The 20,892-nt window shown below is 60.6% G+C and carries 17 protein-coding genes and 1 other RNA gene; 10 read left to right on the top strand and 8 right to left on the bottom strand.

Going from position 1 to position 20,892, the window contains the following annotated elements; genetic code table 11:
- Nucleotides 1-93: 93 nt before the first annotated feature.
- The 4 genes from zipA to ffs all read left to right on the top strand — a co-directional run bounded on the left by zipA (nt 94) and on the right by ffs (nt 5,145).
- A complete protein-coding gene (gene zipA / locus MMG91_RS08370) occupies nt 94-942 on the top strand; it encodes a cell division protein ZipA (protein WP_105339596.1) in 849 nt (282 codons plus the stop codon).
- A 105-nt stretch (nt 943-1,047) separates the two neighbouring features.
- On the top strand, nt 1,048-3,405 hold the full coding sequence (gene ligA / locus MMG91_RS08365) for an NAD-dependent DNA ligase LigA (RefSeq protein ID WP_310659315.1): 2,358 nt from the start codon (nt 1,048-1,050) through the stop codon (nt 3,403-3,405).
- A 193-nt stretch (nt 3,406-3,598) separates the two neighbouring features.
- A complete protein-coding gene (locus tag MMG91_RS08360) occupies nt 3,599-4,762 on the top strand; it encodes a putative zinc-binding metallopeptidase (protein ID WP_310659314.1) in 1,164 nt (387 codons plus the stop codon).
- Between the two features lie 286 nt (nt 4,763-5,048).
- An RNA gene (ffs, locus tag MMG91_RS08355) (signal recognition particle sRNA small type) lies at nt 5,049-5,145 on the top strand.
- A 173-nt stretch (nt 5,146-5,318) separates the two neighbouring features.
- Here the strand turns inward: ffs and MMG91_RS08350 are convergent.
- Nucleotides 5,319-5,645, bottom strand: a complete 327-nt coding sequence (locus tag MMG91_RS08350) for a helix-turn-helix domain-containing protein (protein ID WP_305448945.1) — start codon at nt 5,643-5,645, stop codon at nt 5,319-5,321.
- A gap of 399 nt (nt 5,646-6,044) precedes the next feature.
- Here MMG91_RS08350 and MMG91_RS08345 point away from each other — a divergent pair, with 399 nt between their 5' ends.
- Entirely contained in the window at nt 6,045-7,745 is a 1,701-nt protein-coding gene (locus tag MMG91_RS08345) for an EAL domain-containing protein (protein WP_310659313.1), read from the top strand.
- A gap of 15 nt (nt 7,746-7,760) precedes the next feature.
- Here MMG91_RS08345 and MMG91_RS08340 read toward each other — a convergent pair whose 3' ends face one another.
- Nucleotides 7,761-8,510, bottom strand: coding sequence for an ABC transporter substrate-binding protein (locus MMG91_RS08340; RefSeq protein WP_305448947.1), 750 nt, complete (start codon nt 8,508-8,510; stop codon nt 7,761-7,763).
- A 143-nt stretch (nt 8,511-8,653) separates the two neighbouring features.
- Here MMG91_RS08340 and dnaX point away from each other — a divergent pair, with 143 nt between their 5' ends.
- The 5 genes from dnaX to MMG91_RS08315 all read left to right on the top strand — a co-directional run bounded on the left by dnaX (nt 8,654) and on the right by MMG91_RS08315 (nt 14,397).
- Nucleotides 8,654-10,753, top strand: a complete 2,100-nt coding sequence (gene dnaX, locus MMG91_RS08335) for a DNA polymerase III subunit gamma/tau (protein ID WP_310659312.1) — start codon at nt 8,654-8,656, stop codon at nt 10,751-10,753.
- A 67-nt stretch (nt 10,754-10,820) separates the two neighbouring features.
- Nucleotides 10,821-11,159: a YbaB/EbfC family nucleoid-associated protein gene (locus MMG91_RS08330; RefSeq protein ID WP_007905413.1), complete on the top strand. Its 339-nt coding sequence runs from the start codon at nt 10,821-10,823 to the stop codon at nt 11,157-11,159.
- A gap of 262 nt (nt 11,160-11,421) precedes the next feature.
- On the top strand, nt 11,422-12,459 hold the full coding sequence (locus MMG91_RS08325) for an NADP-dependent oxidoreductase (RefSeq protein WP_310659311.1): 1,038 nt from the start codon (nt 11,422-11,424) through the stop codon (nt 12,457-12,459).
- 73 nt (nt 12,460-12,532) lie between these two features.
- Nucleotides 12,533-13,135, top strand: a complete 603-nt coding sequence (gene recR, locus MMG91_RS08320; protein WP_305505567.1) for a recombination mediator RecR — start codon at nt 12,533-12,535, stop codon at nt 13,133-13,135.
- A gap of 113 nt (nt 13,136-13,248) precedes the next feature.
- Nucleotides 13,249-14,397 carry an acyl-CoA dehydrogenase family protein gene (locus MMG91_RS08315; RefSeq protein WP_310659310.1) on the top strand — a complete coding sequence of 383 codons (1,149 nt, stop codon included), beginning with the start codon at nt 13,249-13,251 and terminating at the stop codon, nt 14,395-14,397.
- A 66-nt stretch (nt 14,398-14,463) separates the two neighbouring features.
- Here MMG91_RS08315 and MMG91_RS08310 read toward each other — a convergent pair whose 3' ends face one another.
- The 6 genes from MMG91_RS08310 to MMG91_RS08285 all read right to left on the bottom strand — a co-directional run bounded on the left by MMG91_RS08310 (nt 14,464) and on the right by MMG91_RS08285 (nt 20,877).
- On the bottom strand, nt 14,464-15,012 hold the full coding sequence (locus MMG91_RS08310) for an adenine phosphoribosyltransferase (RefSeq protein ID WP_310659309.1): 549 nt from the start codon (nt 15,010-15,012) through the stop codon (nt 14,464-14,466).
- Between the two features lie 79 nt (nt 15,013-15,091).
- Nucleotides 15,092-15,826, bottom strand: coding sequence for a fumarate/nitrate reduction transcriptional regulator Fnr (gene fnr / locus MMG91_RS08305; protein ID WP_052965436.1), 735 nt, complete (start codon nt 15,824-15,826; stop codon nt 15,092-15,094).
- Nucleotides 15,827-15,954: 128 nt separating this feature from the next.
- Nucleotides 15,955-17,337 carry an oxygen-independent coproporphyrinogen III oxidase gene (hemN, locus tag MMG91_RS08300; protein ID WP_310659308.1) on the bottom strand — a complete coding sequence of 461 codons (1,383 nt, stop codon included), beginning with the start codon at nt 17,335-17,337 and terminating at the stop codon, nt 15,955-15,957.
- Nucleotides 17,338-17,509: 172 nt separating this feature from the next.
- A complete protein-coding gene (locus MMG91_RS08295; protein ID WP_305448954.1) occupies nt 17,510-18,193 on the bottom strand; it encodes a sulfite exporter TauE/SafE family protein in 684 nt (227 codons plus the stop codon).
- Nucleotides 18,186-18,404, bottom strand: coding sequence for a cbb3-type cytochrome oxidase assembly protein CcoS (gene ccoS / locus MMG91_RS08290; protein WP_102616084.1), 219 nt, complete (start codon nt 18,402-18,404; stop codon nt 18,186-18,188). The genes MMG91_RS08295 and ccoS overlap by 8 nt, the downstream gene beginning before the upstream one ends.
- 22 nt (nt 18,405-18,426) lie before the next feature.
- A complete protein-coding gene (locus MMG91_RS08285) occupies nt 18,427-20,877 on the bottom strand; it encodes a heavy metal translocating P-type ATPase (RefSeq protein WP_310659307.1) in 2,451 nt (816 codons plus the stop codon).
- Nucleotides 20,878-20,892 lie beyond the last annotated feature (15 nt).

The raw sequence follows: 20,892 nt of genomic DNA, 5'->3' as shown, positions 1-20,892 counted from the left end.
TGTCAGAACATAGAGTTGGCGCCACGTTTTAAAGCGGTTTGCACAATGTAAACCCCTTATTTTTCAGCATTTTTTATAGAGGCACGGGATTACATGGAAATCGGTCTGCGCGAGTGGCTGATCGTCATCGGCATTATTGTCATTGCCGGTATTCTTTTCGATGGCTGGCGTCGCATGCGCGGCGGCAAGGGAAAACTGAAATTCCGTCTTGACCGAAGTTTGTCCAATCTGCCGGACGAGGACACCAGCGCCGAGCTGTTGGGCCCGCCCCGCGTGCTGGACACCCAGAAAGAACCGCAATTGGACGAGCACGACCTGCCGTCGGTGAGCATGCCTGCCCGAGAGCCTCGCGAGTCGGGTTCCAAGCGCGGCAAGCGTGGCCATGGCGAGCCGTCGCAAGGCGATATGAACCTCAGCCTGGACCTGGACGGCGGCCCGAGCTTCAGCAGCCGTGACGATTTCCCGGATGACACCAAGTCCGCCAGCCCTGCCGACAAAGAGCAGCCACAAGCCGAAGAAGTGCTGGTAATCAGCGTGATCTGCCGCGACCCGGCCGGCTTCAAGGGCCCGGCGCTGTTGCAGAACATTCTGGAAAGCGGTCTGCGTTTCGGCGAGATGGACATTTTCCACCGCCACGAAAGCATGGCTGGTAACGGCGAAGTGCTGTTCTCGATGGCCAACGCGGTCAAGCCGGGCGTCTTCGATCTGGACGATATCGATCATTTCAGCACTCCGGCGGTGAGCTTCTTCCTCGGTCTGCCAGGCCCGCGTCATCCGAAGCAAGCCTTCGACGTGATGGTGGCGGCGGCGCGTAAACTGTCCCAGGAGCTGAACGGCGAGCTGAAAGACGACCAGCGCAGCGTGCTGACCGCCCAGACGATTGAGCACTACCGTCAGCGTATCGTCGAGTTTGAACGCCGCGCATTGACCCAGAAGCGTTGATCTGTAGGAGCCAGGTTTGCCGTACCGCTGGCTCCTACAATGATTTGTATAGCATCAACAGATTGAGCAGCCTCGGCTGCTCTTTTGCTTTATGAGAGAACACCCATGACTGCCGCCGAAACCCGCATTCTAGAGCTGCGCGCCGAGCTCGATCAGCACAACTATCGCTACCACGTGCTGGATGAACCGAGCATTCCGGACGCCGAATACGATCGCTTGTTCCATGAGCTCAAGGCGCTCGAAGCAGCCCATCCCGAACTGATCACCAGTGACTCGCCGACCCAGCGTGTCGGTAGTGCGGCGCTGTCGGCGTTCACCCAGGTGCGTCATGAAGTGCCGATGCTCAGCCTTGGCAACGCTTTCGAAGAAACCGACATGCGCGAGTTCGATCGCCGGGTGACGGAAGGTCTGGACCTGCCGGTCGGCGACCTGTTCGGCGCCGGCGCAGCGGTGGAATACAGCTGCGAACCCAAGCTCGATGGCCTGGCGGTCAGCCTGCTGTATCAGGACGGTATGCTGGTGCGCGGCGCCACTCGCGGCGATGGCACTACGGGCGAAGACATCAGCGTCAACGTGCGCACCGTGCGCAATATCCCGCTCAAGCTGCATGGAAGCGGCTGGCCGGCGACCCTGGAGGTGCGCGGCGAAGTGTTCATGTCCAAGGCCGGTTTCGAGCGGCTCAACGCCACGCAACTGGAAATGGGCGGCAAGACCTTCGCCAACCCGCGTAACGCAGCGGCAGGTAGCTTGCGGCAGCTGGATTCAAAGATCACCGCCAACCGTCCGCTGGAATTCTGCTGCTACGGCATCGGCCAGGTTTCCGACGATATCGCCGACACGCACATTGGCAATCTGCAGCAACTCAAAGCCTGGGGTATGCCGATCAGTCATGAGTTGAAATCGGCTCGTGGCATCGATGAGTGCCTGGATTACTACCGCGACATCGGCGAACGCCGCAATGCGCTGCCCTATGAAATCGACGGCGTGGTGTTCAAGGTCAACAGCATTGCCTCCCAGCGCGAGTTGGGTTTCCGTGCCCGCGAACCGCGTTGGGCCATCGCGCATAAATTCCCGGCGATGGAAGAACTCACCGAGTTGCTCGATGTGGAGTTTCAGGTCGGTCGCACCGGTGCCGTGACGCCGGTGGCACGCTTGAAACCGGTCAGGGTTGCGGGCGTCACCGTGGCCAATGCGACCTTGCACAACATGGATGAAGTGGCGCGGCTGGGTCTGATGATTGGCGACACTGTGATCATTCGTCGCGCCGGTGACGTGATTCCGCAAGTGGTGCAAGTGGTCACCGAGCGCCGTCCGGAGAATGCCCGGGCGGTGCAGATTCCCCAGCAGTGCCCGGTATGTGGCTCCCATGTCGAGCGCACGCAACTGGTCAAGCGCAGCAAGGGTCGTGAGACCATCAGCGAAGGCGCGGTGTATCGCTGCGTCGGCCGTCTGGCCTGTGGCGCGCAACTCAAGCAAGCAATCATTCACTTCGTATCGCGCCGCGCCATGGACATCGAAGGGCTGGGCGAGAAGAGCGTCGAGCAATTGGTGGATGAAGGCCTGGTGAGTTCGCCGGCCGATCTCTATGCCCTGACGTTCGAGCAGATCGTCGATCTGGAAGGCTTTGCCGAACTGTCGAGCAAGAACCTGCTCGGCGCTATCGAAGACAGCAAGCAGCCGAGCCTGGCGCGGTTCATCTACGCCTTGGGCATTCCCGATGTCGGCGAAGAGACGGCCAAGGTCCTCGCGCGTTCTCTCGGCTCGCTGGAGCGGGTTCAGCAAGCATTGCCGCACGTACTCACGTACTTGCCGGATGTCGGGCTGGAAGTGGCCCATGAGATTCACAGCTTCTTTGAAGATTCGCATAACCGGCAGGTGATCAAGGATCTGCTCAAGCATGGCTTGCAGATTCAGGATCAGGGCGAGCTGGGTGCCGAATTTTCCGCCAGTACCACGCTGGGCGGCTTCCTCGACAAGTTGCACATTCCATCGGTCGGGCCGGGCGGGGCGCAGAAGCTCGCCGACAAATTCGGCTCGCTTGAAGCTGTGATGAATGCAGATTGGCTGGACATGCGTCAGGCGTTGCCGGAGAAACAGGCGACCTCGGTTCGGGAATTCTTTGCAGTGACGCAAAACCGTCAACTCGCCGAGGCGGCCGAAAAGCAGCTGAGCGATTTCGGCATGCATTGGCAGAGCGAGAAGAAAGTCGTCGAAGGATTGCCGCTGGCCGGGCAGACCTGGGTGTTGACCGGATCGCTGGAACTAATGAGTCGCGATATCGCCAAGGACAAGCTTGAAAGCCTCGGGGCCAAGGTGGCCGGTTCGGTGTCGGCCAAGACCCATTGCGTGGTCGCGGGACCGGGTGCGGGTTCGAAGTTGACCAAGGCCAATGAGCTGGGGTTGAAGGTGTTGGATGAAGAGGCGTTTGTCGAGTTTCTGAAGAAGCACGGTATCGACGTTTAAAATCGCCAAGATCGCAGCCTTCAGCAGCGCCTACACCTGTTGATCGTTCCCACGCTCTGCGTGGTAACGCATCCCGTGACGCTCTGCGTCACAACGGACGCGGAGCGTCCGGGGCGGCATTCCCACGCAGAGCGTGGGAACGATCACGGTACAAGAATGATCTAGTCTTCGCAGGCCCCAGGGAGAGATCGCCATGTACCGCTTTTTCGAACAGCTCAGTTCACGCATCGCCGCGCCCTTCATGGGTGAGCGTTCGCGCAACAGCAAGGTCTGGCATTGCCGCTGCGGGCAGTCGCTGTTCTTTCGCAACAGTCAGTGCCTGGCCTGTTCGGCGGCGCTGGGCTATCAGCCGCAGCAGAGTCGCTTGTCTTCGCTGCAACCCGGCCCGCAAGCGGATACCTGGTTGCTCGATGCCGATCCTGACGCCGGTGTGTTCCGCCGCTGCGCCAATCTCGACTCTCCGGCCGCATGCAACTGGCTGCTGCCAGCCAATGATCACGATGCGTTGTGCATCGCCTGTAGCCTGAATCGCACCATCCCCGACCTGTCGATCCCCGAGAACCATGAGCGCTGGCGCAAAGTGGAAACCGCCAAGCGTCGTCTGGTGGGGCAGCTGATCAGTCTGGGCTTGCCAGTCATTCCGAAATCCATGGGCGAAGACATCGGTCTGGCCTTCGATTTCATCGGTATCGACCTCGAAGGCAAGCCGCCGACCACCGGGCATGCCAACGGTCTGATCACCCTCGATATCAAGGAGGCCGACGACGCCCATCGCGAACAGGTTCGCGTGCAGATGCACGAACCTTATCGCACGCTGCTCGGGCATTTTCGTCACGAAGTAGGGCATTACTACTGGGACCGTTTGGTCGCCAACAGTCATTGGCTGGAACCGTTCCGCGGCCTGTTTGGCGACGAGCGTGAAAGTTACGCCGAGGCGCTAGAGCGGCATTATCAGCAAGGCGCTCCGCTCGACTGGCAACAACATTACGTCAGCGCCTACGCCACCATGCACCCTTGGGAGGACTGGGCCGAAACCTGGGCTCACTACCTACATATGATGGATGCGGTGGACACTGCCCTGGGGTTCGGCATGAGTGCCCGGGAAATGGACTTCGATTACCAGCCGTTTCCACCCAGCACGCTATTCGACCCGCAGCACCCCGGCGGCCCGGCGTTCCTGTCGTTCGTCAACGCATGGATCGAACTGGCCGGCATGCTCAACGAATTGTCACGCAGCATGGGCCAGCCGGATTTCTATCCATTCGTCCTGCCGCCGACGGTGATTGCCAAGCTGCACTTCATTCACCTGGTGATCCAGCAGGAAGGCGGAAGGGCGGATGAGGTGTTGGCGCAATAGGATCAAAAAATCGCAGCCTTGTAGCAGCTGGCGCAGCCTGCGTTCGGCTGCGAAGCGGTCGTAAACCGGTGTTCGCGGCTTATGTGAAAACCGGGTTGCCCTGATTTCACGACTGCTGCGCAGCCGAATGCAGCCTTCGGCAGCTGCTACAGGTCGCGGTGTTTCAGGGTCAGCGCATGTCCTTGACCGGGCTCATATTTTTTAATCCGCTCGAACGGTTGTAACTTCGTCTCAGATAGGTACAATGGCGCGGCTCGCCGTCAGGTGAGCGTCGTTATGGTGACCCCATCGGTCCCCCCGCAACGATCAGCCGTGAACCCGGTCAGGCCTGGAAGGGAGCAGCCGCAGCGGTGACATTGTGTGCCGGGGTGTGGCTGGTGGGGTTGCCTCCATAACGCAGCACGAACCCTCTTTCGTGTTTTCTTCTTAAAAATACTGTTTTTGTTTTCCCTGCCATGGAGCTCATCCAGGGCGGTGTTTCGTCGTTTCCGAATTAAAGAACGGGATATAAAAAAGGAGGCCGATCTGTCGCATTCGACAGATCGGCCTCTTTTTTTCATTTACTGGCACTAGGCTTGGACAAGGCCTGGTCAACCGCTGCGATCAGCTTTCCCAGATCCTTCGGGGTGGCTTTGTATACGACGCTGAACAGGTACGCGCGCTGTTCATCTTCGTCTTCCAGATCTGCGAAAAAGGCTTTCAGCTTCACGCCCAGCACGTCGGCAAGCAAAAACAATGCTTCCACGCTGGGGGTATAGGTGCCGGTTTCGAAGCGACTGATGGTTTTGGGGTCAAAACCGGTTTTTTCGCCGAGTTCAGCCTGAGTAAGCCCTGCGACCTTACGGTAGCGTCGGATGGCCGGACCCAAACTTGAAATTTGCATCGCTCAATTCCCATTTAGAATCAAGAACTTAACGATAGATTTTTGCATTAGGCAACTGCATGATCCATCACCTTGCTTTGCAAAATGTGATGCATTTCGTAGAATCGCCGCTTCGAAGGGGTTTTGGATGATCTGCTTTCTGAAGTTTAGGCGATATGAAACAGCCAGCATTGCGTTCCCTGCCGGGTATACGCAAAGGCCGCTGGCGGTCTGAAGCCTTGCGAAATATTACCAGAGTCGGTGTTGTTACTTTGCCCTGGATCTTAGGCGGTCCGGGGGGCCATCAAATGCTGTTCATGGAGTGATAACGTGTCTCTGCACAGTACGTCTCAAAACACCTCTTCCGGGCATCCTGCGCTGGTCGAGCGGTACCACCGCTAGCGACAATGAGCCTGACTCATGGATGAGAAATACCGCAGGGCCGTGGATGCCGCCGCGATTTTTTCCGAGACCGATCTCGACGGCCGGATTACCTACGTCAACGATCAATTCTGCGCCGTGTCCGGCTATAGGCGCGAAGAGCTGTTGGGGCAGAATCATCGCGTGCTGAACTCCGGCTTGCACTCCGCCGATTTTTTCGCCGCCATGTGGCGCACCATCGCCCTGGGCAATATCTGGAAGGGCGAGATCTGTAATCGCGCCAAAGATGGCAGCCTGTATTGGGTCGACAGCACCATGGTGCCGGTGCTCGATGATGCCACCGGGCGCGTTCACCGATACTTGTCGATTCGTTTCGACATCAGCGAAAAACGCCAACTGCTGCAATCCTTGCAATGGCGGGTCGGGCATGACGTGCTGACCGGGCTGCCCAATCGCACGTTCCTCTCGGAGTTGCTGGATCAGGCGCTGGAATTCTCTCGGCATGAAAACATTCCGTTGGCGGTGTGCATGCTTGACCTCGACGGCTTCAAGGCGGTCAACGACGGTTACGGTCACGCCAGTGGCGATATGTTGCTGGTGGAAGTGGCCAAGCGTTTGCGCGACATTGTGCGCGGCGAAGATGTGGTGGCGCGACTGGCCGGTGACGAGTTCGTGCTGGTGCTGCGTTATGTGCGTGATCTGCAGGAGTTGCGCGCGGCGCTGAATCGCGTGCTGGGGGCGATTTCGGCGCCTTACACGCTGCACGGCAAGGACATCAATGTGTTTGCCAGTATCGGCGTCACCCTGTTTCCCCATGACAACGAAGATGCCGAGACCCTGCTGCGTCATGCCGATCAGGCGATGTACGTGGCCAAGCAGAGCGGGAGAAATCGCTTTCATCTATTCGATGTCTCTCGGGATCAGGAGGTCAAGGCCACTCACCAGACCGTCGAACGGGTGCGTCAGGCGCTGGTCGCCGGTGAGTTGCGCCTGCATTTTCAGCCCAAGGTGAACATGCGCCGTGGCGTGGTCGTCGGTTTCGAGGCGTTGTTGCGTTGGGAGCACCCGCAGAATGGCATGGTGCCACCCCGGGAGTTTTTGCCGCTGGTGGAGGATACCGACCTGATCATCGATATTGGTGAATGGGTGATGGACCAGGTTCTGTCGCAGTTGCACCGTTGGCAGCAAGCGGGGCAGGGCTGGCCGGTCAGTATCAACATCGCGGCGCGACATTTTCAGCGCGCTGATTTCGTCGACCGGCTCAGGCATGTACTCGCTCGACATGCCCAGGTCGCCCCCCAGATGCTCGATCTGGAAATCGTCGAGTCGGTGGCGATCGAGAATATCCAGCATGTCAGTGCCTGTTTGCAGGCCTGTCAGGCGTTGGGGGTGCAGTTTTCGCTGGGTGACTTTGGCACCGGTTACTCGTCCCTGAGTTACCTCAAGCGTTTGCGAACCCAAACCATCAAGATCGATAAGTCGTTCGTGCGTGACATTCTGAATGATCGTGACGACCTGGCCCTGACCACGGCGGTGATTGGCCTGGCCCGGGCGTTCGGTCGGCAGGTGATAGCCGAGGGGCTGGAAAGCCTTGAGCACGGCGAATTGCTGTTGAGGCTGGGATGCGAAGTCGCTCAAGGCTACTTCATCGCTCGCCCGATGCCGCCCGGAGAGGTGCCAGACTGGGTGGCGGGTTTTGTCGCCCCGTCGCAATGGCAGATGCTCGGCCAGACAGCCTGAGCCATCATGCAGCTGCTACTGGTTGGCAGCAGGGTTGCCGGTGTAGAGCCGGATAATGTCATCGATCTCCCCGGACATTTTCATTTGCAGCAATGTGTCCAGAATGCGTTGCACAGGCACCTTGGGGTCGTTGCGCATATAGCAACCGACGGTTTGTTCGTGTACCAGCGCTACGCTTTGCAGTTGTCGGTCGGGCAGCAGGCGCTGGTTGAACCAGTCCAGGGTCCATTGGCTGCTTACGGCATAGCGGTAGCGTCCGGCCAGGAGTTTATCCAGCACCTGTTCCTGATTGCGCGCGTCATCGCGGTGCAGGCGGTCGGCGTCGAACAGCGGTTGCAGGGTCGGGTAGCTATAGCCGAATACCGTGCCGATCGACTGTTGCGGCAGCTCTGCCGGGTTGACCGTGTCGGGTGAGTCTCCCCGGCCAATCAGCAAGTCGCGCTGAACCAGCAGCGGAGCGCTCCAGATATAGTTGCCGGACAGATTCGGCAGCCAGGATTTTGAGACATAACAGCGCACATCGACTTCGCCGTGTTCCATGGCGTTTTGCACCCGTGCCCGAGGCAAGACATGAAATTGCGCCGGCACGCCGACCTGTGTCGCCAGGCTGAGCATGATGTCGTGCAGAATGCCCTGGGTCGGTCGACCGCGCTCCATCTGCACCATGGGCATGGCCCAGCTGTCAGATACGACAAAGCGCAACGGCGCCTCGGCGGCTGCGACACTCAGGCTGACCAACAGCAGTGCCCCCAAGGCAAAACGCATAAACGCTCCGGTACGGCTCAAACCTGAGCCAATAAAAGCCCTTAAAGTGCAGCTTAGCCAGAATAGACGAGCGCACCGGATGCAATTTTGGCCTTGCTCCGCTAGCATTAGCCGCTTCTGTTCCTTCGTTGCGACGGTTTTCGATGAGTTATCAGGTTCTTGCACGTAAATGGCGTCCGCGCTCGTTCGGCGAAATGGTCGGCCAGACCCATGTGCTCAAGGCTCTGATCAATGCCTTGGACAGCCAACGGCTGCACCACGCGTACCTGTTTACCGGTACCCGCGGGGTCGGCAAGACCACCATCGCGCGGATCATCGCCAAATGCCTGAACTGTGAAACAGGTATCACTTCGACCCCCTGCGGCGAGTGCTCGGTGTGCCGCGAAATCGATGAAGGCCGCTTCGTCGACCTGATCGAGATCGACGCCGCGAGCCGGACCAAGGTCGAAGATACTCGCGAACTGCTCGACAACGTGCAGTACGCGCCGAGCCGCGGGCGCTTCAAGGTCTACCTGATCGACGAAGTGCACATGCTCTCCAGCCATTCCTTTAATGCGCTGTTGAAAACCCTCGAAGAGCCGCCGCCCTACGTCAAGTTCATCCTGGCGACCACCGATCCGCAGAAACTTCCTGCAACGATTTTGTCGCGGTGCCTGCAGTTCTCCCTGAAGAACATGACCCCGGAACGGGTGGTCGAGCATTTGACCCACGTGTTGAGCGTCGAGAACGTGCCGTTCGAAGACGACGCGCTGTGGCTGCTGGGCCGCGCCGCTGACGGTTCGATGCGCGACGCCATGAGCCTGACCGATCAGGCCATCGCGTTCGGTGAAGGCAAGGTCATGGCCGCCGACGTGCGGGCCATGCTCGGTACTTTGGATCATGGTCAGGTCTACGACGTTTTGCATGCGCTGATTGAAGGCGACGCCAAGGCGTTGCTCGAAGCCGTGCGTCATCTGGCCGAACAAGGCCCGGACTGGAACGGCGTGCTCTCGGAAATTCTCAATGTGCTGCACCGTGTTGCCATCGCCCAGGCCCTGCCTGAAGGCGTCGATAACGGCCATGGCGACCGTGACCGCGTATTGGCCCTGGCCCAGGCATTGCCGGCCGAAGACGTGCAGTTCTATTACCAGATGGGCCTGATCGGGCGCCGGGACTTGCCGCTGGCGCCGGACCCGCGCGGCGGTTTCGAAATGGTCCTGCTGCGAATGCTCGCGTTCCGGCCGGCAGACACCGAGGACGCGCCGAGGCAACCGCTAAAGACAGTGGGGATCAGCCAGGCCACAGTTGATTCCGCAAATTCAGTGGCTGCCGCGCGAGTTATTGCGCCGGTAGTCGCTACGGCCGTTACACCGGCTCCGGTTGCGCCCGTAGTGGCACCGCCCCCTGTTCCGGTAGCTGCGCCTGAGCCGGTCGCGTCTGTGGCTGTGCCCATCGTCGCGCCTGAGCCCGAGCCTGTTGTCGAGCCCGTAGCGGTCGAAGAAGTCGTCGATCTGCCGTGGAACGACCCGGTAGAGCCTGAAGTTGTCCAGCAACCCGCCGTCGAGCCGGTGCTGGAAACGGCTGGCGAACAACCCGAATTACCACCGATGCCTATCCCGACCCCGGACAGTGTGGTGCCGGACGCGCCGGAATGGGCTGCTGCGCCGATCCCGGAACCGTCCGTGGCCGAAGTCGATGCCGCCACGCCCGACATGGACCAGGACGACGAGCCGCCGCTGGACGAGGACTACATCGAGCCGGACATGGATTCGGCCTACAGCTACCTCGACGACCTGGCCAGCGAGCACACCGCCGAACCTGCGCCGGAACCCGAACCTGAACCGGCCGCGATGCCGGCCACCGGCCTGGCCCTGCAATGGCTGGAGTTGTTCCCGAAACTGCCGGTGTCCGGCATGACCGCCAGCATCGCCGCCAACTGCACGCTGATCGCCGTCGATGGCGACAATTGGTTGTTGCACCTGGACCCGGCCCACAGTGCCTTGTTCAACGCGACACAACAACGTCGCCTCAACGATGCACTGAACCAGCTCCACGGGCGCACGTTGACCCTGAGCATGGAGCTGATCAAGCCCGAGCAGGAAACCCCGGCTCAGGCCTCATCCCGCCGTCGTGCCAACCGTCAGCGTGAGGCCGAGGAATCGATCCACGGCGATCCGTTCATCCAGCAAATGATGCAGCAGTTCGGGGCGGTGGTCCGTCACGATACTATTGAACCTGTCGAGGCCCTGGTCAGTCAGGACTAATAACTGAAGGCGCTTGGCCGCATTCGCCGGGCGCTGTTTTTATCCAAGTACTTTTGAGGTGATTCCCATGATGAAAGGTGGCATGGCCGGCCTGATGAAGCAGGCGCAGCAGATGCAGGAAAAAATGGCCAAGATGCAGGAAGAGCTGGCCAACGCCGAAGTCACCGGTAAAGCCGGCGGCGATATGGTCACCGTGGTGATGACCGGTCGTCACGACGTCAAGCGTGTGACTATCGACCCAAGCCTGGTCGAAGGCCTGAGCGAAGATGACAAGGAAATGCTGGAGGCGGTATTCGCCGCAGCCGTTAACGACGCCGTACGCAAGATCGAAGCCAACAGCCAGGACAAAATGTCCGGCGTGACCGCTGGCATGCAATTGCCACCGGGTATGAAACTGCCATTCTGATTCGCCAACGCGCGTTGGATGGGAACAAAAAAATGCCAGGCATCGCGCCTGGCATTTTTGTTTCTGTCTGTTGGAAGTGTGATGCCTGTGAGGCAGCCTTCGCGGGCAAGCCCGCTCCCACAGGGATCACCTGAATCCTGTGGGAGCGTGGCTTGCCCGCGATGAAGTCACCTCGGTACAACTGACGAAACTTCGAACCCGGCAGCGCCACAAAGGTCTGCTGCCTATACCGCTGAAATTTATCGATCAAGGAGACGCTCACATGCCACAAGCATTGACCCTCAACCAGCGTATCGTCCTGGTGTCCCGCCCGGTGGGCGCGCCGACACCGGAGAATTTCCGCCTGGAACGGGTAGCGCTGCCAGACCTGGCCGACGGTCAGGTGTTGCTCAAAACGCTTTATCTGTCGCTCGATCCCTACATGCGCGGTCGTATGAGTGACGCGCCGTCCTACGCTGCGCCGGTAGAAATCGACGAGGTGATGACTGGTGGGGCTGTCAGTCGTGTCGAACGCTCGCTGCATCCGAAATTCCATGAGGGTGATCTGGTGGTCGGCGTCACGGGATGGCAAAGCCACAGCATCAGCGACGGGCGCAACATCATTCCGATCCCGTCCGGGCTGCAGAGTCCGTCGATGGCCCTGGGTGTACTGGGCATGCCCGGCATGACCGCCTACATGGGGTTGATGGACATCGGTCAGCCCAAGGAAGGCGAAACCCTGGTGGTAGCGGCTGCGTCCGGCGCGGTGGGTTCGGTGGTCGGCCAAGTGGCGAAGATCAAGGGCCTGCGAGTGGTCGGTGTGGCCGGTGGCGCGGAAAAGTGTCGCTATGTGGTTGAGGAGCTGGGCTTCGATGCCTGCATCGACCACAAGCGCCCGGACTTCGCCGAAGAGTTGGCGCTGGCCTGCTTCAGAGGCGTCGATATCTACTTTGAAAACGTCGGTGGCAAGGTGTTCGATGCGGTGCTGCCGCTGCTCAACCCCAAGGCGCGGATTCCTCTTTGCGGTCTGATTGCGTCCTACAACACCCATGAAGCGCCGAGCGGGCCGGATCGCTTGCCCCAATTGCAGCGTACGCTGCTGACCAAGCGCATACGGATTCAGGGCTTCATTGTGTTTGACGACTACGGTGACCGTCAGCCGGAGTTCATCAGCGCCATGGCGCCGTGGGTGCGTGATGGCAAGGTGAAATTCCGTGAAGACGTGGTCGATGGCCTGGAGAACGCGCCTCAGGCGTTCATCGGTCTGCTGGAGGGGCGCAACTTCGGCAAACTGGTGGTGCGGGTTGCGCCAACTGAGTAATTGACGGTGCTATTTGACGCTAAACAGAGGCGCGGGTATAAACCGCGTCTCGTTGTTATGTCGGACTTTTCCCATGAGCTTCAGCCCTTTGATCCGCCAACTGATCGATGCCCTGCGAATTTTGCCGGGTGTGGGTCAGAAAACTGCCCAGCGCATGGCGTTGCAACTGCTTGAGCGTGATCGCAGCGGCGGTTCGCGACTGGCCCAGGCGCTGAGCCAGGCCATGGAAGGGGTGGGCCACTGCCGCTTGTGCCGCACGCTGACCGAAGACGATCTGTGCCCGCAATGCGCCGATCCGCGCCGCGACGATACCTTGCTGTGTGTGGTGGAAGGTCCGATGGACGTTTATGCGGTGGAGCAGACCGGTTTCCGTGGTCGCTACTTCGTGCTCAAAGGCCACCTGTCGCCTCTCGACGGGTTGGGTCCGGACGCCATCGGCATTCCACAATTGATGTCGCGGATAGAAGAAGCGGGTACGTTTGCCGAAGTCATCCTCGCCACCAACCCGACGGTGGAAGGTGAAGCCACCGCGCATTACATCGCCCAGTTGCTCAGCAACAAAGGCCTGATCGCCTCACGCATCGCCCATGGCGTGCCGTTGGGTGGCGAGCTGGAACTGGTGGATGGCGGGACGTTGGCGCATTCGTTTGCCGGGCGTAAGCCGATTGCCTTGTAGTGTCTGAACAGGCCCCTTCGCGGGCAAGCCTCGGTCTATCTGATTCACACAACTCTATTGAAAACCAAGCAAGCGCTCGGTTAACTTCGCTGAACCTTCAGTGGAGTTCGCCGATGCCTGCCTTCCAGGAATACTTCGACCCCAGCCACCAATTGGTCCGCGACAGCGTCAGACGTTTCGTCGAGCGCGAGATTCTTCCGGACATCGACCAGTGGGAAGAAGCCGAAAGCTTCCCCCGTGAGCTTTACCTCAAGGCCGGCGAGGCGGGGATTCTGGGCATTGGTTATCCCGAAGCCTTTGGCGGCAGCCATGAAGGCGATGTGTTCGCCAAGATCGCTGCCAGTGAAGAGCTGATGCGCTGCGGTTCCGGTGGTCTGGTCGCGGGGCTGGGCTCGCTGGACATCGGTCTGCCGCCGATCCTCAAATGGGCCAGGCCCGAAGTCCGCGATCGCGTTGTGCCTCAGGTGCTGGCGGGCGAGAAGATCAGTGCCTTGGCCGTCACTGAGCCCAGCGGCGGCTCCGACGTCGCCAACCTGCAAACCCGCGCCGTACGTGACGGCGACTGTTACCGGGTCAGCGGCAGCAAAACCTTCATTACCAGCGGCGTTCGCGCGGATTTCTACACCGTCGCGGTGCGCACCGGCGAGCCGGGTTTTGGTGGCATCAGTTTGCTGCTGATCGAGAAGGGCACACCCGGTTTCACTGTCGGTCGTCAGTTGAAGAAAATGGGCTGGTGGGCGTCGGACACCGCCGAGCTGTTTTTCGATGATTGCCGCGTGCCGGTGAGCCATCTGATCGGTGCCGAGAACATGGGCTTCGCCTGCATCATGGGCAACTTCCAGAGCGAGCGTCTGGCCTTGGCACTGATGGCCAACATGACCGCGCAGTTGGCGCTGGAGGAGAGCCTGAAGTGGGCTCGTCAGCGTGAAGCCTTCGGCAAACCCATCGGCAAGTTCCAGGTGCTCAAGCACCGTCTAGCGGAAATGGCCACGGCGCTGGAGGTATCACGGGAATTCACCTACCGGCAGGCAGCGAAAATGGCCGCCGGGCAGAGCGTGATCAAGGAGATTTCCATGGCCAAGAATTTCGCTACCGACACGGCTGATCGCATTACGAGCGATGCGGTGCAGATTTTGGGTGGTTTGGGTTATATGCGCGAGAGCCTGGTAGAGAGGCTGTATCGGGATAACCGGATTCTGTCGATTGGTGGGGGGACGCGGGAAGTGATGAATGAGATCATCAGCAAGCAAATGGGGCTTTGAGTTTTTGCGGTGTTGCGGCTGACGCCATCGCGGGCTTGCCCGCGATGGCGTCAGCACAGCCGCTGCTTATTTATCAGTAAGGGCAAACTGAGTCAGGCAGAAAGTAGGAATCCCCATGTCTTCCAGCCGCTGCGAGCCACCCAGCTCCGGCAAATCAATGATCGCCGCCGCTTCATGCACCCGCGCGCCCATGCGCCGAATCAGGTTCGCCGCTGCGATCAGCGTGCCGCCAGTGGCGATCAGGTCATCGAACATCACCACCGTATCACCCTCACACAGGCTGTCGGCATGGACTTCGAGAAAGGCTTCGCCGTACTCGGTCTGATAACCCTCGGCCAGCACGTCGGCCGGCAATTTGCCCTGCTTGCGGAACAGCACCAGCGGTTTGTTCAATTGATACGCCAGGATCGAACCGATCAGGAAGCCACGGGCATCCATGGCGCCGATGTGAGTGAAGTCGGCCTCGACGTAACGATGGGCAAAGCTGTCCATCACCAGGCGCAGGGCAGTGGGTGACTGGAACAAGGGGGTGATGTCGCGAAAGATCACGCCCGGCTTGGGGAAGTCGATCACGGGGCGGATCAGGGATTTGATGTCGAAGGAGTCGAAGACCATCGTCGAAGTGTCCTGGCGGGCTGCAAACGTCGCAGTATAGCGGCGGCTGAACCGTTTCGCTCAGCCGCCGTCGCCACGATCAGCCGTCGAGCGAGCCGCCGGCCAGGGCGCAGAGCTGGATCGGGTCGAGGATATGTATTTCCTTTCCCTCGGCGGCAATCAGTTCGTTTTGCTGGAAGCGGGTGAACACCCGGGACACGGTCTCCACCGCCAGGCCCAGGTAATTGCCGATTTCGTTGCGCGACATGCTCAAGCGGAACTGGTTGGCCGAGAAGCCCCGGGCCCGGAAACGTGCTGACAGGTTGACCAGGAAAGTGGCGATGCGCTCGTCGGCGGTTTTCTTCGACAGCAGCAACATCATTTGCTGATCGTCGCGAATCTCGCGGCTCATCACCCGCATCAACTGACGGCGCAGTTGTGGCAGTTGCAGGGCCAGTTCGTCGAGGCGATCGAAAGGAATTTCGCACACCGAGGTAGTTTCCAGGGCTTGCGCCGAGACCGGGTGCTTTTCGGTGTCCATGCCCGACAGGCCGACCAGTTCACTCGGCAAATGGAAGCCGGTGAGCTGCTCTTCGCCGCCATCGCTCAGGCTGAAAGTCTTCAGGGCGCCGGAGCGTACTGCATAAACGGAATCGAACGTGTCGCCCTGGCGAAACAGGAACTCGCCTTTTTTCAGCGGGCGACCACGTTTGACGATATCGTCCAGCGCATCCATGTCTTCCAGATTCAAAGAAAGTGGCAGGCAGAGAGGGGCCAGGCTGCAATCCTTGCAATGGGCCTGGCTATGAGCGCGCAGCTTTACTGGCTCGGACATTTCTTCAATCCTTGTGGGAAAACACACATAAGACGTAAGGGTAACCCACGGGAGGACATTCAGGCACGCGGCGATTTTGTCGCAGGGTCATAAAATCAGCGTTTCGCAGACTGGCCATGGGCTGATGGCTAGATAACCCGTGAAAACCGCTGGCGATTTTGTTGTTCCAGGTACGCGTCGAACACCATGCACACCGAGCGCACCAGCAATCGTCCGGCGGGCAGTACGGTAATCCGTTCGTTATCAAGTTTGATCAGTCCGTCGTCGGCCATTCCCTGCAATTGTGGCCAGAGTTTGCCGAAGTAACCCTGAAAGTCGATGTTGAAGGTTTGTTCGATCTGGGCGAATTCCAGGTTGAAATGGCAGATCAGTTGCTGGATGACCGCACGTCGCAGGTGGTCATCGGTATTGCACAGCAGACCACGACTGGTGGCCAGCTGTGCGCTGGCCAGCGCGTTCTGGTACTGGTTCAGGTCGCTGCTGTTCTGGCAGTACAAATCGCCGATCTGGCTGATGGCCGATACCCCCAAGCCAATCAAATCGCAATGGCCGTGGGTGGTGTAGCCCTGGAAGTTACGTTGCAGGGTCGATTCTTCCTGAGCAATCGCCAATTCATCATCGGGCAGGGCGAAATGGTCCATGCCGATGTAGCGGTAACCGGCGGCCGTCAGTTGTTCGATGGTGCGCTGGAGCATTTCCAGCTTCTGTGCCGGTGCCGGTAAATCATTGCCGTTGATCCGCCGTTGCGGCATGAAGCGTTCCGGCAGATGGGCGTAGTTGAACACCGAGAGCCGGTCCGGTTGCAGGCTGATGACTTCGTCGACGGTGCGGGCGAAGCTTTCGGGTGTCTGTTTCGGCAGGCCGTAGATCAGATCGATGTTGATCGAGCGAAATTGCAGGGTTCGGGCCGCATCGATCACCGCACGGGTTTCTTCCAGGCTTTGCAGGCGGTTGACCGCCCGTTGTACCGCCGGATCGAGGTCTTGAACGCCAATGCTGACCCGGTTGAAGCCCAACTCCCGAAGCAGGCCCATGGTCGACCAGTCGGCCTCGCGAGGGTCTATCTCGATGCCGTAGTCGCCGGAGTCGTCGTCCAGCAGATTGAAATGTTTGCGCAACTGAGCCATCAACTGGCGCAATTCGTCGTGGCTGAGAAAGGTCGGTGTGCCGCCGCCGAAATGCAGTTGCTCGACTTTTTGCGTCGGGTCGAGGTGACAGGCAATCAGCTGGATTTCCTGTTCCAGGCGCTGCAAATAGGGCAGGGCGCGGCCACGGTCCTTGGTGATGACTTTGTTGCAGGCGCAGTAGTAGCAAATGTTCGCGCAGAATGGCACGTGCACATACAGCGACAGCGGCCGCAGGGCCTTGCGGCTGTCGCGAAGGGCATGAAACAGGTCGAAGGTGCTGACCTGGCTGTCGAATTGCACGGCGGTCGGGTACGAGGTATAGCGCGGTCCCGCCAGGTCATAACGGCGGATCAGATCTGTGTCCCAACGAATGGCGTCGAGCATGCGGGCATTCCCCCGGATAAGGCTGGCAGTGTGGGCGAGTCTAGGGAGAAGTGCGCAAAGGCATCTTGATTTGCATCAAGGGTCGGGATTTGTATTGTCAGTGGGGGCCTCTTCGCGGGCAAGCCTCGCCCCAGCAGGAGCGAGGCTTGCCCGCGAAGGCCGCACCACCGATCTAATGCCCCATGAGCCAATGCTGATGCGGCCCCGGCAAGGTCCAGATGCCGAACACCATCACCAGCAAACCACCCGTCATGCGCACACTGCGTTTGCGCAACAACGCGGTAACGCGCTCGGCCGCCAGCCCTGTGGCGAGCAGCACCGGCCAGGTGCCTAGCCCGAATGCCAGCATCAGCAACGCACTGTCCAGCGCATTGCCCTGGCTCGCCGACCACAGCAATGTGCTGTAAACCAGCCCGCACGGCAGCCAGCCCCATAATGCGCCCAGCAGCAGGGCGCGGGGCAGGTTCGATACTGGCAATAGTTTGTTGGCCACCGGCTGGATATGCCGCCACAGGCCACGGCCGAGGCTTTCGATTCGGGTCAAGCCGCTCCACCAGCCGGCCAGGTACAGGCCCATGGCGATCAGCAGCAGTCCGGCGAGGATGCGCATGAACATCGCCGCCGGGCTATTGGCCACGGCCCAGCCGGCCAGGCCGATCAGCAGGCCGGCCGCGGCGTAGCTGAGAATTCGCCCCAGGTTGTAGGCCAGCAATAGTCGAAAGCGTCGGCTGCGTTGTTCCTTGGGGATCGCCAAGGTCAACGCACCCATCAAGCCGCCGCACATGCCCAGGCAATGCCCGCCACCGAGCAGGCCGAGGATCACCGCAGACACCAACAGTGGCGCCAACTCAAGCATGGGGCGGCGCCTTGTCGTCCGGTTTGGCCGGCTGGCCGCTGGCCTCGTCGACCGCTGCCTTGTGGTTCGGGTCCTGATCGTCGAACAGGATGCTGTGGGCCGGGCCGTCGAGGTCATCGTACTGACCGCTGTCGACTGCCCAGAAGAAGATATAGATAGCGATGGCCACGATCAGCAGCGCGGCCGGGATCATCACGTAGAGAGCTGGCATCTGGACTCCATGCCCGCGCGGCTCAGGCCGGCAGCGGGCGGGTTTCTGGCGTGGTGCCGACAGCCGGCGCGCTCGGCAGGCGAGTCAGGCGCAGGGCATTCAGCACCACGGTCAACGAACTGATCGACATGCCGACCGCGGCCCATACCGGAGTGATCCAGCCGAGGGCAGCGAACGGCAACATGAGGCCATTGTACAGCGCCGCCCACAGCAAGTTCTCGATGATGACCCGACGGGTGCGACGGGCCAGGCTGAAGGCTTGCACCAGCGCGTCGAGACGATTCGACAGCAGCACCGCATCGGCACTGGTTTTCGCCAGATCGGTGGCCGACCCCATCGCCACGCTGATGTCAGCGGCGGCCAGCACCGGCACGTCATTGACCCCGTCACCGAGCATCAACACCTTGCGGCCTTCGTTGTGCAGCTGTTGCAGCACCTGCAATTTATCATCCGGGCGCAAACCGCCGCGGGCCTCGTCGATGCCCAATTCGGCAGCGACGCTGGCAACCATGGGCGAGCTGTCGCCGGACAGCAGCAACGTGCGCCAGCCACGAGCCTTGCACGCTGCCAGCAGGGCGGGCGCGTCGGCGCGCAAACGGTCGTCGAGCACGAACCACGCCAGCGGCCCTTGGCTGTCGCCGAGCAGTAGCCATTGGCCGGGCTCATCGGGCATTACTGGCATTTGAGCGCCGCTGAGTTCGCAGACGAACCCCGGCTGACCAATGCGCAGGCGTTGTGCGCCGACCAACCCCTCCAGACCCAGCCCTGGCGTACTGTTAACTTCCTCGGCGGCCAGTGGCGCGCGACCAAAAGCCCGGGCAATCGGGTGCTCGGAGCGGTTTTCCAAAGCGGCGGCGAGACTTAGGCATTGATCGCTGGTCAGTGCCCCAAGCGGCCGGATCGAACGCAAGGCCAGGCGACCTTCAGTGAGGGTTCCAGTCTTGTCGAAAATCACCGTATCGATCTGGTTCAGGCCTTCCAGCACATGGCCGCGCGTCAGCAAAAGCCCCAGTTTGTGCAACGTGCCGGTGGCGGCGGTAAGGGCGGTCGGCGTGGCCAGGGACAAGGCGCACGGGCAGGTGGCAACCAGCATCGCCAAGACAATCCAGAACGCTCGCGATGAATCCAGCTCCCACCAGAGCAGGCCGATGGCAGCCACTGCGATAAGCGTCAGCAGTAAAAACCACTGCGCGGCGCGGTCGGCGATTTCCGCCAGCCGAGGCTTTTCGGCCTGGGCGCGATCCAGCAGGCGGACGATGGCCGACAGGCGCGTGTCCTGACCCAACGCCAGGACTTTCACGGTCAACGCACCCTCGACGTTCAAGGTGCCGGCGGTGACGGTATCGCCCGGGGTTCGTGGTTGGGGCAGGTATTCGCCGGTGAGCAGGGATTCGTCGATGCTCGACTGACCGTCGAGGATCTTGCCGTCGGCCGGCAGGATCGCTCCGGGGTGCACCAGCACCTGATCACCCACGCGCAACTCGCTGAGCAGAATCCGCTCGCTCTGACCGTCAGCGCTCAGCCGCAGGCAGGAGGCGGGCAACAGATTGACCAACTGTGCGGTCGCGGCGGCGGTGCGTTCCCGGGCACGACGCTCCAGATAACGCCCGGCCAGCAGGAACAGTGCAAACATCCCCACCGCATCGAAATAAAGCTCTCCAACCCCGGTGATCGAGGTCCAGATCCCGGCGATATAGGCACTGCCGATCGCCAGCGACACCGAGACGTCCATGGTCAGGTGACGTGTGCGCAGATCGCGCATCGCGCCCTTGAAGAACGGCGCGCAGCTGTAAAACACGATCGGGGTGGTGAGAAACAGCGCGACCCAGCGCAGGATGGTGTGCAGCTCGGGGCTGAGGTCGATGTTGAATTCCGGCCAGGTAGCCATCGTTGCCATCATCGCCTGGAACCACAGCAGCCCGGCAACGCCGAGTTGACGCAGCGCCAGACGGTTTTCGCTGGCCAGTTGTTCGCTGGCGCGGTCGGCCTGATAAGGATGGGCGGCGTAACCGATGTGGCGTAATTCGCTGAGCACTTGGCTCAGCGGCAATTGTGCATCGGCCCAGCGCACATGCAGGCGATGGTTGGACAGGTTCAGGCGTGCTTCGGCCACCGCGGGCAAGGCACGCAGGTGTTTCTCGATCAACCAGCCGCAGGCGGCGCAACTGATGCCTTCCATCAGCAGCGTGGTTTCGGCGAGTTCGCCTTCGTGGCGGACAAAGGGCTGCTGCACGTCGGCGCGATCATACAGCGCCAGCTCATCCACCAACTGCACCGGCAAGGCTTCGGGGTTGGCCGAGGCTTCGCTGCGATGCTGGTAATAACTTTCCAGCCCTCCGGCCACAATGGCCTCGGCCACCGCCTGGCAACCCGGGCAGCAGAACTCGCGGGTATCCCCGAGGACGGCGGCCGTAAAGCGGCTGCCGGCGGGGACGGGCAGTGCGCAGTGGTAGCAGGGGGTTGGACTGGTCATGGGCGTGTTCCGATA

It is taken from the genome of Pseudomonas sp. JL3, assembly GCF_031570575.1.
Classification (GTDB): Bacteria; Pseudomonadota; Gammaproteobacteria; order Pseudomonadales; family Pseudomonadaceae; genus Aquipseudomonas; species Aquipseudomonas cucumis.
The sequence above is the reverse complement of the archived record's forward strand: the minus strand, read 5'-3'. Positions and strand labels throughout refer to the sequence as shown.

Coding starts and splice junctions, on each gene's coding strand:
- zipA (WP_105339596.1), top strand. CDS start 94: ATGGAAATCGGTCTGCGCGAGTGGCTGATCGTCATCGGCATTATTGTC.
- ligA (WP_310659315.1), top strand. CDS start 1,048: ATGACTGCCGCCGAAACCCGCATTCTAGAGCTGCGCGCCGAGCTCGAT.
- MMG91_RS08360 (WP_310659314.1), top strand. CDS start 3,599: ATGTACCGCTTTTTCGAACAGCTCAGTTCACGCATCGCCGCGCCCTTC.
- MMG91_RS08350 (WP_305448945.1), bottom strand. CDS start 5,645: ATGCAAATTTCAAGTTTGGGTCCGGCCATCCGACGCTACCGTAAGGTC.
- MMG91_RS08345 (WP_310659313.1), top strand. CDS start 6,045: ATGGATGAGAAATACCGCAGGGCCGTGGATGCCGCCGCGATTTTTTCC.
- MMG91_RS08340 (WP_305448947.1), bottom strand. CDS start 8,510: ATGCGTTTTGCCTTGGGGGCACTGCTGTTGGTCAGCCTGAGTGTCGCA.
- dnaX (WP_310659312.1), top strand. CDS start 8,654: ATGAGTTATCAGGTTCTTGCACGTAAATGGCGTCCGCGCTCGTTCGGC.
- MMG91_RS08330 (WP_007905413.1), top strand. CDS start 10,821: ATGATGAAAGGTGGCATGGCCGGCCTGATGAAGCAGGCGCAGCAGATG.
- MMG91_RS08325 (WP_310659311.1), top strand. CDS start 11,422: ATGCCACAAGCATTGACCCTCAACCAGCGTATCGTCCTGGTGTCCCGC.
- recR (WP_305505567.1), top strand. CDS start 12,533: ATGAGCTTCAGCCCTTTGATCCGCCAACTGATCGATGCCCTGCGAATT.
- MMG91_RS08315 (WP_310659310.1), top strand. CDS start 13,249: ATGCCTGCCTTCCAGGAATACTTCGACCCCAGCCACCAATTGGTCCGC.
- MMG91_RS08310 (WP_310659309.1), bottom strand. CDS start 15,012: ATGGTCTTCGACTCCTTCGACATCAAATCCCTGATCCGCCCCGTGATC.
- fnr (WP_052965436.1), bottom strand. CDS start 15,826: ATGTCCGAGCCAGTAAAGCTGCGCGCTCATAGCCAGGCCCATTGCAAG.
- hemN (WP_310659308.1), bottom strand. CDS start 17,337: ATGCTCGACGCCATTCGTTGGGACACAGATCTGATCCGCCGTTATGAC.
- MMG91_RS08295 (WP_305448954.1), bottom strand. CDS start 18,193: ATGCTTGAGTTGGCGCCACTGTTGGTGTCTGCGGTGATCCTCGGCCTG.
- ccoS (WP_102616084.1), bottom strand. CDS start 18,404: ATGCCAGCTCTCTACGTGATGATCCCGGCCGCGCTGCTGATCGTGGCC.
- MMG91_RS08285 (WP_310659307.1), bottom strand. CDS start 20,877: ATGACCAGTCCAACCCCCTGCTACCACTGCGCACTGCCCGTCCCCGCC.